The sequence below is a fragment of the Curtobacterium sp. RIT-PI-V genome, assembly GCF_025642935.1.
GTDB lineage: Bacteria > Actinomycetota > Actinomycetes > Actinomycetales > Microbacteriaceae > Curtobacterium.
In genome coordinates, this window is sequence record NZ_JANZKM010000009.1 from 20,133 (window position 1) to 33,824 (window position 13,692).

Genomic DNA, 13,692 nt, shown 5'->3' on the forward strand with positions numbered 1-13,692 from the left:
CCCGACCGTCAGCGCTCCGACGGCGGGATGTCGGACGTCTGGATCGGGCCGGTGAAGAGCGCCGCGCGGTCCTCCTGCCCCGGCGCGAACAGCGCCGAGTCGGCGGCGGTCGACGCCGTGCGCCGCCGCGGTGCCGTCTCGTCGACCATGAGCACGCGCTGGACCGGCAGCGCGTCGGGGTGGGTGCGCTGGATCCACTCGACGAGTTCTTCGCGGATGTAGCAGCGCAGGTCGAACAGCGACGGCGCGTCGTGTGACGTCGCGAGGACCCGCACCCGCACGTACCCCTGCACGGCGTCGGTGACCTGCAGCACCTTGACGCGGCGGTCCCACAACTCGGTGCGGTCGAGGATCCGGTCGAGCTCCTCGCGCATCTCCCCCGGACGGACCCGCCAGTCCAGGTCCATCTCGACGGCGCCGAGCAGTTCGCTGTTCGTGCGCGTCCAGTTCTCGAACGGGGTGCTCGTGAAGTACGTCGACGGCAGCACGAAGCGCCGGTCGTCCCACAGGTGCACGACCACGTAGGTCAGGGTGATCTCCTCGATCCGCCCCCACTGCTGCTCGACCACGACGACGTCGTCGACGCGGATCGACCCGGAGAACGCGAGCTGCATGCCCGCGAAGACGTTGCCGAGCGTCGACTGCGCCGCCAGACCCGCGACGACCGAGATGAGTCCGGCGCTCGCGAGCACGCTCGCGCCCGCGGCCTCGACCCCGTCGAAGGTGAGCAGGATCGCGCCGACGGCGATGATGACGAGCACGGCGACGGTGAGCCGCCGGATGATGAGGACCTGCGTGCGGATGCGGCGGGCCTGCCGGTTGTCAGGGACGTCGATGCGGAACCGGTGGAGGCCGAGGTCCTCGAGGAAGATCGCGATCTGGCACGCCAGCCAGCAGCCCACCGCGATCGTGACGATGAGGAACCCGTGCACGACCTCGTCGCGCCACGGGTACGCGTCGGCGTCGCGCGGGACGCTCGAGGTGAACGCGATCCAGAGCAGGACCACGAGCAGGGTGGTGCGGAACGGGTGCTTCGCCCGGCGCGAGAGCACGCCGGCCCACCGCTCCCGTCGCGCGACCGTCCGCAGCACCAGGTGCAGGACGACCGCGGCGACGGCGGTGATGAGCAGGGCGAACCCGATCGCGACCAGGAGTCGGAGGAGGATGTCCATCCCTCCATGCAAGCAACGAAACGACAGTCGTCGTTCAGAAAACCGGCCCCGGACGCGACGGAGGCCCGGTGCGCACGACGCGCACCGGGCCTCCTGTCCGACCTGCTGACTACTTGCCGGACGTGAGCGAATCGACGAAGTCCTGGTGCTCGGAAGCCCACTTCTCGGTGATCGCGGGGTACTCGCTGGCCTTCGCGCCGCTGTTCACGAGCGCGTTCTCCAGCGAGTAGAGGGTGTCGGAGTCCATCGAGAAGTCCTCCATCCACTTCGACGCCTGCGGGAAGTCCTGCTCGAAGTCCTTCTTGGCGATCGTGTGGATCTCCTCGTTCTTGCCGAGCGCACCCTTCGGGTCCTTCAGGTCCTTGATCGGGAAGGCGTCGTACGCCCAGTGCGGACGCCACAGCGTCACGACGACGTCCTCCTTCTTCGCGATCGAGGCCTTGAGGTCGGCGAGCATCGCCGGCGTCGAACTCGTGATGAAGTCCATGCCGTCCAGGCCGTACTGCGGGATGACCTGGTCGGACACGACCTTCGTCTCACCGGCAGCGGGCTCGATGCCGATGATCTTGTTGCCGAACTCGGACGCGTGCGCCTTCAGCTCGTCGATCGAGTCGACGTCCGAGTACTCCGGCACCGCCAGTTCCAACGACGCCTGCTCGTTCCAGGCGCCGAGGTCCGTCAGGTCCTTGCCGTAGGTGTCCATGTACTCCTTGTGCGTGTTCGGCAGCCAGGTGTCGAACACCACGTCGTAGTCACCGGACGCGAGGCCCGTGTACGCGGGTGCGACGTCGGAGTTGGTGAGCTGGACGTCGTAGCCCTTCTGCTCGAGGACGTGCTTCCAGAGGTAGCTGGCGGCGGTGTCCTCGTCCCAGCCGTTGAAGACGACGACGTGCATCGACTTCTGGTCACCGTTGTCGACGGTGCCGGAGGCCCCGTAGTAGCCGGGCGGCATGCAGGCGGACAGGCCGACGGCGGTGGCGACGGCGAGCACGGCCGCTGCGAGGGTGCGGCGGGTGCGGGTGCGTGGGGTGCTGGTGCGTGGGGTGTGGTTGCGTGGGGTGTGGTTGCGCTTCATGGTCTGGTCCTTCCTCACGCGCTGGTCGTCTGCGGCTCGCGCCGGCGGTCGGCCGGGGCTGCCTCGGTGGTGGCGGCGGTCTGGGCGGTCGCCGCGTTCGGCGTCGCGGTCACGGTGGGCTTCCGCCCGCGCTTCCACGGCCGGGAGGCACCACTCGCGTCGCCGCCGAGCGCTGCGGTCAGGCGGTCCAGCAGGATCGCCAGGACCACGACCGACAGGCCGGCTTCGGCGCCGAGCCCGACGTCGATGCGGTTCAGCGAGGCGACGATCTGCTCGCCGAGGCCGCCGGCGCCGACCATGCCGGCGATGACGACCATCGACAGCGACAGCATGATGACCTGGTTGACGCCGGCCATGATGCTGGCCTTCGCCAACGGCAGCTGGATCTGGCGGAGGATGCGCCACGGGCTGGAGCCGAACGCTGCACCGGCCTCGACGACCTCACTCGGGACCCCGCGGATGCCGAGCTCGGTGAGCCGGACGCCGGGGGCCATCGCGAAGACGATCGTCGCGACGATGCCGGGGACGACGCCGACGCGGAACAGCAGCAGCGCCGGGATCAGGTAGACGAACGCCGGGGTCGTCTGCATGAAGTCCAGGACCGGGCGGATGATCCGGCTCGCGGCGTCGGACCGGGCAGCCCACACCCCGAGCGGGATGCTGAGGACCACGGCCAGGCCGGCGGCGACCACGACGAGCGCGAGGGTGTTCATCGCGTTCGTCCACTGCCCGACGCTGACGATGAACAGCAGACCGATCGCAGCGCCGAGCGCGAGCTTCCAGCCCTTCGCCAGGAACGCGAGCACGACGAGGACCGCGACGACGACCCAGAACGGCGGGGTGGACAGGAAGTACTCCATCCACGCGTCCATCCACGTGAACACGTAGCGGACGACGTCGAAGAAGCCGGACAGGTAGGTCGTGATCCAGTCGACGACCGCGGCGACCCAGGTGCCGAGGGGCAGGTGGAAGTCACCGAAGGAGTTGGTACCGGGGGTGATCATGCGTGGTCTCCTTCGGCGAGGGTCGAGTCCATGTCGGAGTCGGAGATGCGGGTGACCGGTTCGAGCACCGGGATCGGCATCGTCGCGGTCGGCACGTTGCCGAGCGCGGCCAGCAGGGTGACGCGGGGGACGACGCCGAGCAGGCGCTGCTCGTCGTCGACGACGGCGATCGGCAGGGGCGACTCGACGGCGAGCTCGAACAGGTCGGTCAGCGCCGTGTCGGGGGCGACCCGCGCGTACTCGGTGTTCACGATCGCGTCGAGGTTCGTGTCGCCGGCCTTCACCTGGCGCATCACGTGCCGGTCGCGGACCCAGCCCTCGAGCTTCCGGCCACGACCGGTGACGAAGAGCGCGGCGGTCTGCAGGTCGCGCATGGTGCGCAGTGCACCACGAGGACCCACCGTCAGCGGGACGGTGGCGCGGGCCGGCTCCATGACGCTCGCGGCGGTGAGCACGCGGGCGCGGTCGACGTCCTGCACGAACTGGGCGACGTAGTCGTTCGCCGGGTCGGTGAGGATGTCCTCCGGCGACCCGATCTGCACGATCCGGCCGTCGCGCATCACGGCGATCCGGTCGCCGAGGAACATCGCCTCGTTGAGGTCGTGCGTGATGAAGACGATCGTCTTGCCGAGCCGCTGCTGCAGGTCGACGAGCTGCTCCTGCATCTCACGGCGGATGAGCGGGTCGAGCGCGCTGAACGCCTCGTCCATGAGCAGGACGTCGGTCTCGGCGGCGAGCGCACGGGCGATGCCGACGCGCTGCTGCATGCCACCCGACAGCTCGTCGGGCTTCGCGTCCGCCCAGACGTCCAGGCCGACCAGGTCGATGACCTCGCGGGCCTTCGCGAGCCGCGTCGTCTTGTCGACACTGTTCACCTCGAGGCCGTACGCGACGTTCTCGAGCACGGTGCGGTGCGGCAGCAGGGCGAAGTGCTGGAACACCATCGACACACTGGACCGGCGGATGTCGCGGATCCCCTTCGGCGTCGCGCCGGTGACCGTGCGTCCGCCGATCTCGACGCTGCCGGCGGTGGGCTCGAGCAGGCCGTTGAGCATCCGGATGAGGGTCGACTTGCCGGAGCCGGACAGCCCCATGACGACGAAGATCTCGCCGGGTCGCACGTCGAAGGACGCGTCGATGACCGCGGCGGAACCCTGCTCGCGGACCTCGTCGCGGGTGGCACCGGCGGCGAGACGGCGGACGGCCTCGGCGGGTCGGCGGCCGAACACCTTGTAGACGTCGCGGACGCTGACCGCCGGCGACGTGGTGGGGTCCGGCGACGGGGTGTGCCGGCTCTGGGGTGGTGCGATGGACAACTGGGCTCCTCGCGTCGCCACGGCGGACGGAGCGCACGTGCGGCGACGGTGTGGTTGCGAACGGGTCGTCCGGGACGGTGCGCGCGGCCACGTCGAGCCCGCGCAACGGCGCAGGGCGAGCGATCACGCACGCGGGGACCACGCTCGGGGCGGTCCCGGTCCGGCCGACCGTACGGCTGCGGCGCTGCTGGCCGCGGACGCGTTCTGGTCGTCGTGCCCCCGGCCGTCGGGCCTGTGGGGACGTTCAAACCTAACGGTCTCCTGTCCCCCGATCACAATCGACGTCCGCCGGAATCCCGGCACCGCTGTACCCCGTCGTCGGCGTGTCGCCCACGTACATGGGGATCGCGATCGTGACCGTCCTGTTCCAGATCAGCTCGTTCGGAGGTTTGTGTGCCGCCCCGGTTCCGTGCGCATGTAGGTTGGCGCGCATGACAGCGCAGAACGACACGGGCGTGAACCGTGCTCCGGCGAACGACTTCTCGCACGAGCAAGAGGGCTACCAGCACGGTCTGAAGCCCCGGCAGCTGCAGATGATCGCGATCGGTGGGGCCATCGGCACCGGACTCTTCCTCGGTGCGGGTGGACGACTCCACACCGCGGGCCCCGCGCTCGCGCTGACCTACCTGATCTGCGGCATCTTCGCGTTCTTCATCCTGCGCGCCCTCGGCGAGCTCGTGCTGCACCGTCCGTCGTCGGGGTCGTTCATCTCCTACGCGCGTGAGTTCTACGGCGAGAAGTTCGCCTACGCCGCCGGCTGGATGTACTTCCTGAACTGGGCGATGACCTCGATCGTCGACACCACCGCCGTCGCGATCTACCTGCAGTACTGGTCCGCGTTCACCGCCGCACCGCAATGGCTCCTCGCGTTGATCGCCCTGATCGTCGTGCTCGCCGCCAACATGGTCGCGGTCAAGGTGTTCGGCGAACTCGAGTTCTGGTTCGCGCTCATCAAGGTCGCCGCTCTCGTCGCGTTCCTCGTCGTCGCGATCATCTGGCTCGTCTTCGCGTTCCCGGTCGAGGCCGGCGGCGAAGCCGTCCGCACGGGCTTCTCGATCTGGGGCGACAACGGCGGGCTCTTCCCGAACGGGCTGCTCCCCGCGGTCATCGTGATCCAGGGTGTCGTCTTCGCCTACGCGGCGATCGAGCTCGTCGGCACCGCGTCCGGTGAGACGCAGAACACCGAGAAGGTCATCCCCCGCGCGATCAACTCGGTCGTGTTCCGCATCGCCGTCTTCTACGTCGGGTCGATCATCCTGCTCTCCCTGCTCCTGCCGTACACGGCGTACAAGGAGGGTGAGAGCCCGTTCGTGACGTTCTTCTCGTCGCTCGGCAACCCGCAGGTCGGGTCGATCGTGGGCGGCATCATGAACTTCGTCGTGCTCACGGCCGCGCTGTCGTCGCTCAACGCCGGTCTGTACTCGACCGGTCGCGCCCTGCACTCGATGGGCATGAACGGTTCGGCACCGAAGTGGACCACCAAGATGTCGAAGGGCGGTGTGCCGTACGCCGGCATCCTGCTCACCGCCGGCTTCACCGTCGCCGGCGTGGTCCTGAACTACTTCGTGCCGAGCCAGGCGTTCGAGATCGCGCTGAACATCGCGAGCCTCGGCATCATCACGGCGTGGGGCACGATCATCCTCTGCCAGATGCGGCTCCGATCGTGGGCGAAGCAGGGACTGGCGAAGGAGCCGTCCTTCAAGCTGCCGGGGGCCCCGGTGACCGCGTGGCTCACCCTGGCGTTCCTGGCGTCGGTCATCGTGCTGATGGCGATCGACTACCCCGTCGGCACCTACACGATCGCGTCCCTCGTCATCGTGATCCCGCTGCTCGTCGTCGGCTGGTTCCTGCAGCGCGACCGCATCCTGCGCATCGCGTCGCTCCGACAGGGCGTCACCGGCCCGTACCCGATCGGCGTCCGTGACCCGGCGAACCAGGTCCGTCGCGACGGCGAGGCTGGCAACGAGCACAAGGGGTCCGACGACACCGTCTGATCTGTCCCCGGAGCGCAGCACGTCGCGCGCCGAGTGCAGTGGGTCCGGCACCCGTCGGTACGATCGGCGGGTGCCGGACCGCTCTGTCTCCCCTGCGTCTGTTCCACCCACCCTGGATCTCCAGCTGAGCTGGCGAGGCGCGTACGGACGCCTGCGGGTGTTCCCCGACCACCTCGAGGCCGAGACCGACTACGAGCGCGAGGCGCGGGTCTCCGTGCCGATGGACGCGGTCTCGGGTTGGGGCCTCGGACCGTGCGACGAGGACGCTGTCTGCGTCGAGTTCGTCACGGAGCAGGAGACCTTCCGCGTGCTGCTCGACACCTCGGACGAGCAGCTCGCCGCGCTGGCGATCCAGAAGGTTCTCGGACCACCGCTCACCACCGGCTGACGGTCCGCAGGCGCTGCGCTCAGGCGTCGCCCTCCGGGGCGAACTGCGTGACGCGGAACGTGGCGCCCTGCGGGTCCCGCAGCTCGGCCGCACGCGTCCACGGGCCCTGCCAGGTGCCGAGCACGGCACCGCCGAGCTCCTCGGCCCGTGCGGCGGCGTCGTCACGATCCGCCACGCTGAATGACACGTGCCAGTCGTCCGGCCCGTCGTCGAGTCGGGCGAGGGCGCCGATGACGTCCGCGAAGCCCTCCGGTGCCCCGACCTGCCGTTCGCGGATGTCGGGGTCGGAGGTGGCCGCGAGGTGGTCCCCGTAGCCGGGCAGCCGGACCATGGCGCTCGGGCCCTCCTCGATGCCGGAGACACGCCAGCCGAACAGCTGCTCGTAGAACGAGATCGCCTGCTCCGGCTCGGTCGAGCGGAGGTCGCTGAAGACCCAGCCGCCGGGGGCGTTGACGTGCTGCGACCCGAGCCGGTCGCGCGCCTGCCAGAGTCCGAACGCCGCACCGCGCGGATCGACGCAGTCGACGCTGCGGCCCGCGGACCCACCCGGCCCGGCGTCCTCCGCTGGAGCGGCGGTGCCACCGAGCTCGACGACCCGAGCCGCCACCGCGTCGGCGTCGTCCACGGCGATGTACGTCGTCCACGACGCCGGCTCGTCACCCGAGGCGATCGCACCGACCTCTCGTCCGTCGATGCTCACGATCCGGTACGAGCCGGGGGCACCGGGCGGCAGGCGCTCCTCGAAGTCCCAGCCGAACAGAACGCCGTAGAACGCCTGGGCGGCGTCCGGGTCCGGGTGTCGTCCGTCGATCCAGCTCGGCACGCCCTGCGGGTAGGTGCGAGGGGTCCGGTCCGTCATGGTGTCTCCCGAGGTCGCCGACGCCCAGGTCGGATGCCCCAGGTCTACCGCTGACCGCCGACGTCGGCCGGGCCGGTCGCCGGCCCGGTCGCCGGGTCAGTCGTCGGTGTCGACCTGGTCGGTGACGACGTCGCCCGAGCCGGCGTCGATCCGGACGCTGTGCTTGGTGCCGGATCCGTCGACGACGTCGCCCTCCCAGACCACCTTGCCGAGGTGGTCGTCGAGACCGAGCTCGGTGATCGAACCGGCGTGCAGGTCCTCGAAGGCGCTGACGGCCTTGCTGACGTCGAGGTCGGCCGCTGCGACGAACCGGTCGTGCTCGGCACGGTCGTCGGCGTCGGCGGTCTCGGTCTGCGGGGTACCGGTCACCCCGGTGCCGGCGGCATCGGTGTGCAGCTCGTGCTCGGTGCCGTCCTTCGTCACGACGAGGACCTCGTACGCGCTGCCGCGCTGCTCCTGCTCGACCGAGATGACGGTGCCGGAGCCGACGCTCCCCCGTGCGGTCGCGACGGCGGCCAGCAGCGCGTCGTTCGACGTGGCCGAGGCGGCGGTCGCGGACGCGCCACCCGACGTGCCGGTGGTGGCGTCCGTCGCGGCCGACCCGTTCGAGGACGATGCCGCCGAGTCGGACGAGCCGTTGGTGGAGCAGCCGGTGAGGGCGAGCGCGGCCACGACCGGCAGGGCAGCGAGGGCGGCGATGCGGCGGGCTGAGGGCTTCTGGAGCTGGGTGCGGAAGGTCATGGGACGAGCATGTCGGCGGGGTGCTGAAGCAGACCTGAAGCCGCCTGTTCAGCCGCCGAGTGCGATGCGCACGACGAACCGCGCCCCGCCGAGCGGTGAGTCCGCCACCGTCGCCTCGCCGCCGTGCGCCCGGACGGCGTCCCGCACGATCGCCAGACCGAGGCCAGCACCACCGGCGTCGCGGCTGCGGGCCTCGTCGAGCCGGACGAACCGCTCGAACACCCGGTCACGCTCGGCCGCCGGGATCCCGGAGCCGTCGTCGTCGACGGTCAGCACCGCGGCGCCGTCCTGCTCGACGAGGGCCACCGCGACGCGCGACGTGGCGTGCCGGACGGCGTTGTCGACGAGGTTCCGGACAACGCCGGTGAGCAGCCGTTCGTCGCCGAGCACGCGTGCGGCGGAGATCCCGGAACCGTCGACCCGGATCGCACGGTCGCCGGTCGCGCCACCCGGCACCCGCGCCCGCGCCCGCGCGACGGCGTCGAGTACGAGGTCGTCGAGGTCCACGGGACGACGGACACCCGTGCCGCCCTCGTCGAGCCGTGACAGCTCGAGCAGCCCGGTGACGAGGTCCTGCAGGCGCACGGCCTCGGATCGCACGACGTCGGAGAACTCGGCGACGTCGGTCCGGTCCGGGTACGCGACGGCGACTTCGGCGTGCTGCCGGAGGGACGCGATCGGCGACCGCAGCTCGTGCGAGGCGTCGGACACGAACTGCCGCTGACCCGCCGCGGATCGGTCGAGCCGATCGAGCATGGCGTTCATGGTGGTCGCGAGCCGGGCGATCTCGTCGCCGGTGTCCGGCACGACCACGCGGGCATCGGGCTGCGCGGCACGGATCGTCTCGACCTCGGTGCGCATCCGTTCCACCGGCCGCAACGACCGCCCGGTCACGGACCAGGTCACGATCCCGAGCACGAGGACGAGCACCGGCACCCCGACGGCGAGGAGCACCACGGCGGTCCGGATCGCGGTGTCGGTCTGCTCGAGGGAGACGCCGTACACCAGGGTCGCCTCACCCCCACCGGGCAGGTCGACGTCGTCGGCGACGAGCAGCCAGCGTTCGCCGTCGTGCGACCACCGGGACTCGTCGGCGGTCGGCAGGGCCGGCGCGTCGGCGTCCTCACCGTGTGCGAGGACCGAGCCACCGTCACCGACCACCTGCACGAGGACGTCCTCGTAGTCGGTCACCGCACCGGCACCGTCGGACTCGACCCGCGACGACACCTGTTCGAGTCCGGCCTCGGCGGACGTCCGCACCCCGTCGAGCAGCACCAGGCGGAGCACCACGACGAACCCCACGGCACCGACGACCAGGGCAGCGAGCACGACCAGGCCGGCGCCGAGCGTGGTCCGCGCGCGCACGGACCGGAAGCGGCGCGTGCGCCGCGCCCCCCGGTCAGCCACCGTCGGCCGCCAGCCGGTAGCCCGCTCCGCGGACGGTCTCGAGCGACGTCCGTCCGAACGGCCGGTCGAGCTTGCGCCGGAGGTGCCCGACGTACACCTCGACGATGTTCGGGTCGCCCTCGAAGTCGACGTCCCAGACGTTCTCGATCACCTCGCGCTTCGAGCACACCTGCCCCGAACGCCTCGCGAGGTACTCGAGCACCGCGAACTCCCGGCTCGTCAGGTCGACGGGGGTCCCCGCACGCGTCACCGTCCGTGCAGCCGGGTCGACGACCAGGTCGCCGAGGGTCAGTACCACCGGACGCTCCCGCGCACCCCGGCGGACGAGCGCGCGCAGCCGGGCGACGAGGACCGGGTGCGAGAAGGGCTTCGTGACGTAGTCGTCGGCGCCGGCGTCGAGGGCCTCGACCTGGTCCCACTCGCCGTCCTTGGCGGTGAGCATGAGCACCGGCGTCCAGTCCTGGTCGGCACGGAGCTGGGCGCAGACCGCCCATCCGCTCATCCCCGGCATCATCAGGTCGAGGACGATCGCGTCGTAGCCGAACTCGCGGGCGTGCCACAGACCGTCGACGCCGTCGTGGGCGACGTCGACCGCCCACCCCTCGGCCTCGAGGCCGCGACGGACGCCGTCGGCGAGCCGCACCTCGTCATCGACCACCAGGACACGCATGGCGACGATCCTGCCGTGCCGCCCTGAAGCAGCGCTGAAGCGACGCCCGACGGCGAACGGCTCAGACCAGCAGCAGGATCCCGGCGACGACCGCGGCCACGGCGATGGCGAGCGCGATGAGCAGCAGCACGAGGTGCACCGTGTAGAACGTCGTCGGCTTGCCCGCGGCGTCCCGCGCGCGGGTGTCCTTCGCGACGCGCTGGAAGAAGCGCGGCCAGGTGACGACGTTGAAGACGGCACCGATGAACAGGACGACTGCGGCGAAGACGAGCACCGTCCGAGTCTAGACAACGCGTGTCGGTGGTGCTCGGCCGCCCCCAACGCGGCCGAGTCCCACCGACGAGCCACAGGATCTGTAGCACTTGCTACAAACCCTACACGGGCGTCGGGAGACCGTCGAGCCACCCGTTCGGGCTACGCGGAGTCGAGCGCTGATTCGGCCTCGGCGAGGACGGCTCGCTCGGCATCGGTCAACGGCGTGCGCGTCCGCCGGAGCCCGTCGTTGACCTCGACGATCGCGCGGCTCAACCGCGTGGCGGGGTCATCGGTCGACGGGTAGGCGTTGTCGGCACCGATCCGCGCGTGCAGCGGCGCGAGACGTCGCAGCGCCGCGTCGACCCGCCGCGTGCGCCGACGTCGCGAGACCCGGTGTCCGACGACGAGCAGCAGCATCCCCGTCGAGACGCAGATCACGGCGCCGGGCGTCGTGACGTCGTACGGCAGCGCGAGGGCGCGCATCCGGTCGAGGTCTCCCAGGACGTGCGCCAGGTCCATGACCACGACGACGACCATCCGGACGACCCCCAGCACGCCGCCGAGCACCAGCACCCACAGCCCGACCAGGTCCGTCGTCGTCCGGGCCTCGCGCAGGCGGAGGACGCAGATGAGGCCCGTCGCGCCGAGCGCCACCCCGAGGTACACGGTCTGTGCGATCGAGTAGACGGTCGCGGCCGGGTGCGATCCGGCATCGAGCATGAACGTCGTCGTGGTCGCGGGCTTGTCCAGCACCGCGAAGGCGACCACCACCACGACCACCACCGCGGCGCACGACACCACGATCGTGTTTCGGAGCCACGGCCGCGCAGCGCCGACCGCCTTCGCAACACCCCAGAGCAGCGTGCTCGTGCCGGCGACCATCAGGCAGTCGCTGACCACGGTGACCACGTTGGAGCCGCCGAGCAACGGGTCGAGCCACCGGTACAGCGGATCGACGTTCGTGACGATGGTGCCGGCGAAGAGCAGGAAGGTCACCGCCAGGGTCCGGTCCTGCCCGTGTTGCAGGACGAAGAGCGCGATCGTCCCGGCGATGAGCAGCACCGCCTGGACGACGGCGACGATCATCCGAAGACCCCGCGGAAGGCGCTCGGGCGGCCGCGGTGCCGCCGGATGAGCGTCGCGAGCGCGTCGGCGAAGACCTCGGCCTCGTGCTCGTACGCGTTCGAGAACATCCCCCGCGCCAGCGCCCGCTCGACCTTGTACTCGGGCAGGTCCGGGATGACGTCGCGGATGTAGGCCGACTGCGGCGCATGCTCCTGGTGCCGGTGCAGGACGTGTCCGAGCTCGTGGCCGATGACGAACGCCCGGAAGGTCGGCGACGCGGTCGGCGAGATCATGATCAGGTGGGCGTGCTCGAGCGTCGCGACGAAGCCGCACACGGGCTCCGTCGCCAGGAACGCCTCTTCGCGGACGACGATGGGCTTGTCCACGACGACCGCCGCGGCGGCGACGGCCTGATCGACGTCGGACCACCCCTCGACCGCACCGCGTGCCCAGAAGGACTCGAGCAGCGGGTCGGTCACGCCACGCTCCCGCGCTGTGATTCCTCCTCGAGCACCTCGGCGATGCGCCGCAGCGCCTCGGGTGAGAGCTCGCCGGGGAACGTGCGTGCAGCGAACCCGCTCACGCGGGCGGAGCGCAGGGAGCGGACGAGGGCGAGCTGGGCGCCGATGCGCTCGGGGACGTCGCTGTCCTCGAGCAGGAAGCGCTCGTCGACCTCGAAGTACCCGGCGAGGAGCCGCAGGAGCTCGGTGTCGCGGTTGCGTCGGCCGTCGCCCGAGAGCATGTAGGTCCACTTCGCCCGCGAGAGCGAACCGCCGCGGGCGGCGACGTACTCCTCGATCGAGGCGAACGGCACCGGGGCACCACGCTGGGACTCCTCGAAGTCGAGGAGCAGGTTGATGCGCCGTGCGAGTTCGGCGGCGTCCAGGACTCCGCCCCTCGGATCACCGGTCTCCATGTCGGACTCCTCCCCAGCCGTGCGTGCACGACATCGTAGCGCGGCGGACACGGTGCACGCCGTTAGCCTCGTGGGCATGGCCCGCAGCTTCCCCGCCACGATCGCCGACCCGGTCCAGCACGAGATCGTCATCACGAAGTCGCGGTTCATCACCACGGTCGCGCCCGTGTCGGACGTCGCGGACGCCGAGCGGGTCGTCGCCGAGGTGAAGCGCCGCCACTGGGACGCCCGGCACAACTGCACCGCGATGGTCACCGGCACGCTCGGCGACCAGGCCCGGTCGTCGGACGACGGCGAACCATCGGGCACGGCGGGCGTGCCGATGCTCGAGGTGCTCCGACGCCGCGACCTCACCGACGTGGTCGCCGTCGTGACGCGCTACTTCGGCGGCGTGAAGCTCGGCGCCGGCGGACTCGTCCGCGCCTACTCGACCTCGGTCTCCGAAGCCCTCGACACCGCCGCGCTCGTCCGGCGCGAAGCACTCACGCAGGTCCGCTTCGACGCCCCGCACGCCGAGGCCGGCCGGCTCGACAACGTCCTGCGCGACTGGGTCCGGCACCACCACGCGACCCTCGGTGCGACGACGTACGGACGCGCGGCGACGTTCGAGGTCTGGGTGCCGGCCGATGCGCTCGCGACCCTGACCGCCGACCTCGCAGCGGCCTCCGCCGGCGCCGTCGACCTCGTGGTCGGCGTGGAACGGATCGTCGACGTCGCCGCCGACTGAATTCGACCGCCGGAAGCACCTCGGGCGTGTCTCGCTGGGAACTCGTGCACACCCCCGGAACGCACGAAGGCCCCGACTCGATGAGTCGGGGCCTTCGTGGTTG

General features: G+C 70.8%; 15 protein-coding genes. 3 read left to right on the plus strand and 12 right to left on the minus strand.

Going from position 1 to position 13,692, the window contains the following annotated elements; all coding sequences use genetic code 11:
• Positions 1–8 precede the first annotated feature (8 nt).
• The 4 genes from OGL88_RS07675 to OGL88_RS07690 all read right to left on the minus strand — a co-directional run bounded on the left by OGL88_RS07675 (position 9) and on the right by OGL88_RS07690 (position 4,567).
• Positions 9–1,172 carry a mechanosensitive ion channel family protein gene (locus OGL88_RS07675; protein ID WP_263090951.1) on the minus strand — a complete coding sequence of 388 codons (1,164 nt, stop codon included), beginning with the start codon at positions 1,170–1,172 and terminating at the stop codon, positions 9–11.
• A gap of 109 nt (positions 1,173–1,281) precedes the next feature.
• The gene (locus OGL88_RS07680) at positions 1,282–2,247 is read right to left on the minus strand and encodes a glycine betaine ABC transporter substrate-binding protein (RefSeq protein WP_263090952.1); all 966 of its coding nucleotides are present in this window, start codon (positions 2,245–2,247) and stop codon (positions 1,282–1,284) included.
• 14 nt (positions 2,248–2,261) lie between these two features.
• Positions 2,262–3,251, minus strand: a complete 990-nt coding sequence (locus OGL88_RS07685; protein WP_263090953.1) for an ABC transporter permease — start codon at positions 3,249–3,251, stop codon at positions 2,262–2,264.
• Complete coding sequence (locus OGL88_RS07690; protein ID WP_263090954.1) at positions 3,248–4,567, minus strand: quaternary amine ABC transporter ATP-binding protein; 1,320 nt, start codon at positions 4,565–4,567, stop codon at positions 3,248–3,250. Before OGL88_RS07690 ends, OGL88_RS07685 begins: the two co-directional genes overlap by 4 nt.
• 431 nt (positions 4,568–4,998) lie before the next feature.
• On the opposite strand from OGL88_RS07690, the gene OGL88_RS07695 reads away from it, so the two are divergent.
• Positions 4,999–6,561 (plus strand): amino acid permease, encoded by a 1,563-nt coding sequence (locus OGL88_RS07695; RefSeq protein ID WP_263090955.1) that lies wholly within the window; start codon positions 4,999–5,001, stop codon positions 6,559–6,561.
• Positions 6,562–6,631: 70 nt separating this feature from the next.
• Positions 6,632–6,949 (plus strand): hypothetical protein, encoded by a 318-nt coding sequence (locus OGL88_RS07700; RefSeq protein ID WP_263090956.1) that lies wholly within the window; start codon positions 6,632–6,634, stop codon positions 6,947–6,949.
• Positions 6,950–6,968: 19 nt separating this feature from the next.
• Here the strand turns inward: OGL88_RS07700 and OGL88_RS07705 are convergent, their stop codons facing one another.
• The 8 genes from OGL88_RS07705 to OGL88_RS07740 all read right to left on the minus strand — a co-directional run bounded on the left by OGL88_RS07705 (position 6,969) and on the right by OGL88_RS07740 (position 12,862).
• The gene (locus OGL88_RS07705; protein WP_263090958.1) at positions 6,969–7,808 is read right to left on the minus strand and encodes a VOC family protein; all 840 of its coding nucleotides are present in this window, start codon (positions 7,806–7,808) and stop codon (positions 6,969–6,971) included.
• A 96-nt stretch (positions 7,809–7,904) separates the two neighbouring features.
• Positions 7,905–8,549, minus strand: coding sequence for a PepSY domain-containing protein (locus tag OGL88_RS07710; protein ID WP_263090960.1), 645 nt, complete (start codon positions 8,547–8,549; stop codon positions 7,905–7,907).
• Positions 8,550–8,597: 48 nt separating this feature from the next.
• Positions 8,598–9,914, minus strand: coding sequence for a sensor histidine kinase (locus OGL88_RS07715; RefSeq protein WP_205462660.1), 1,317 nt, complete (start codon positions 9,912–9,914; stop codon positions 8,598–8,600).
• Positions 9,915–9,948: 34 nt separating this feature from the next.
• Positions 9,949–10,626 carry a response regulator transcription factor gene (locus OGL88_RS07720; RefSeq protein ID WP_263090962.1) on the minus strand — a complete coding sequence of 226 codons (678 nt, stop codon included), beginning with the start codon at positions 10,624–10,626 and terminating at the stop codon, positions 9,949–9,951.
• A gap of 61 nt (positions 10,627–10,687) precedes the next feature.
• Complete coding sequence (locus tag OGL88_RS07725; protein WP_111085956.1) at positions 10,688–10,900, minus strand: SCO4848 family membrane protein; 213 nt, start codon at positions 10,898–10,900, stop codon at positions 10,688–10,690.
• A gap of 140 nt (positions 10,901–11,040) precedes the next feature.
• On the minus strand, positions 11,041–11,967 hold the full coding sequence (locus OGL88_RS07730; RefSeq protein ID WP_263090963.1) for a hypothetical protein: 927 nt from the start codon (positions 11,965–11,967) through the stop codon (positions 11,041–11,043).
• Entirely contained in the window at positions 11,964–12,425 is a 462-nt protein-coding gene (locus OGL88_RS07735) for an ImmA/IrrE family metallo-endopeptidase (RefSeq protein ID WP_111085958.1), read from the minus strand. Before OGL88_RS07735 ends, OGL88_RS07730 begins: the two co-directional genes overlap by 4 nt.
• Complete coding sequence (locus tag OGL88_RS07740; protein WP_205462663.1) at positions 12,422–12,862, minus strand: hypothetical protein; 441 nt, start codon at positions 12,860–12,862, stop codon at positions 12,422–12,424. The genes OGL88_RS07735 and OGL88_RS07740 overlap by 4 nt, the downstream gene beginning before the upstream one ends.
• 76 nt (positions 12,863–12,938) lie before the next feature.
• Here OGL88_RS07740 and OGL88_RS07745 point away from each other — a divergent pair, with 76 nt between their 5' ends.
• Complete coding sequence (locus OGL88_RS07745) at positions 12,939–13,589, plus strand: YigZ family protein (protein WP_276583032.1); 651 nt, start codon at positions 12,939–12,941, stop codon at positions 13,587–13,589.
• The last annotated feature ends 103 nt before the right edge of the window (positions 13,590–13,692 follow it).

Bases quoted from the DNA above. Each gene is read 5' to 3' on its own strand.
- OGL88_RS07705 (WP_263090958.1), bottom strand. From the start codon at position 7,808: ATGACGGACCGGACCCCTCGCACCTACCCGCAGGGCGTGCCGAGCTGG.
- OGL88_RS07710 (WP_263090960.1), bottom strand. From the start codon at position 8,549: ATGACCTTCCGCACCCAGCTCCAGAAGCCCTCAGCCCGCCGCATCGCC.
- OGL88_RS07680 (WP_263090952.1), bottom strand. From the start codon at position 2,247: ATGAAGCGCAACCACACCCCACGCAACCACACCCCACGCACCAGCACC.
- OGL88_RS07730 (WP_263090963.1), bottom strand. From the start codon at position 11,967: ATGATCGTCGCCGTCGTCCAGGCGGTGCTGCTCATCGCCGGGACGATC.
- OGL88_RS07745 (WP_276583032.1), top strand. From the start codon at position 12,939: ATGGCCCGCAGCTTCCCCGCCACGATCGCCGACCCGGTCCAGCACGAG.
- OGL88_RS07695 (WP_263090955.1), top strand. From the start codon at position 4,999: ATGACAGCGCAGAACGACACGGGCGTGAACCGTGCTCCGGCGAACGAC.
- OGL88_RS07720 (WP_263090962.1), bottom strand. From the start codon at position 10,626: ATGCGTGTCCTGGTGGTCGATGACGAGGTGCGGCTCGCCGACGGCGTC.
- OGL88_RS07740 (WP_205462663.1), bottom strand. From the start codon at position 12,862: ATGGAGACCGGTGATCCGAGGGGCGGAGTCCTGGACGCCGCCGAACTC.
- OGL88_RS07675 (WP_263090951.1), bottom strand. From the start codon at position 1,172: ATGGACATCCTCCTCCGACTCCTGGTCGCGATCGGGTTCGCCCTGCTC.
- OGL88_RS07685 (WP_263090953.1), bottom strand. From the start codon at position 3,251: ATGATCACCCCCGGTACCAACTCCTTCGGTGACTTCCACCTGCCCCTC.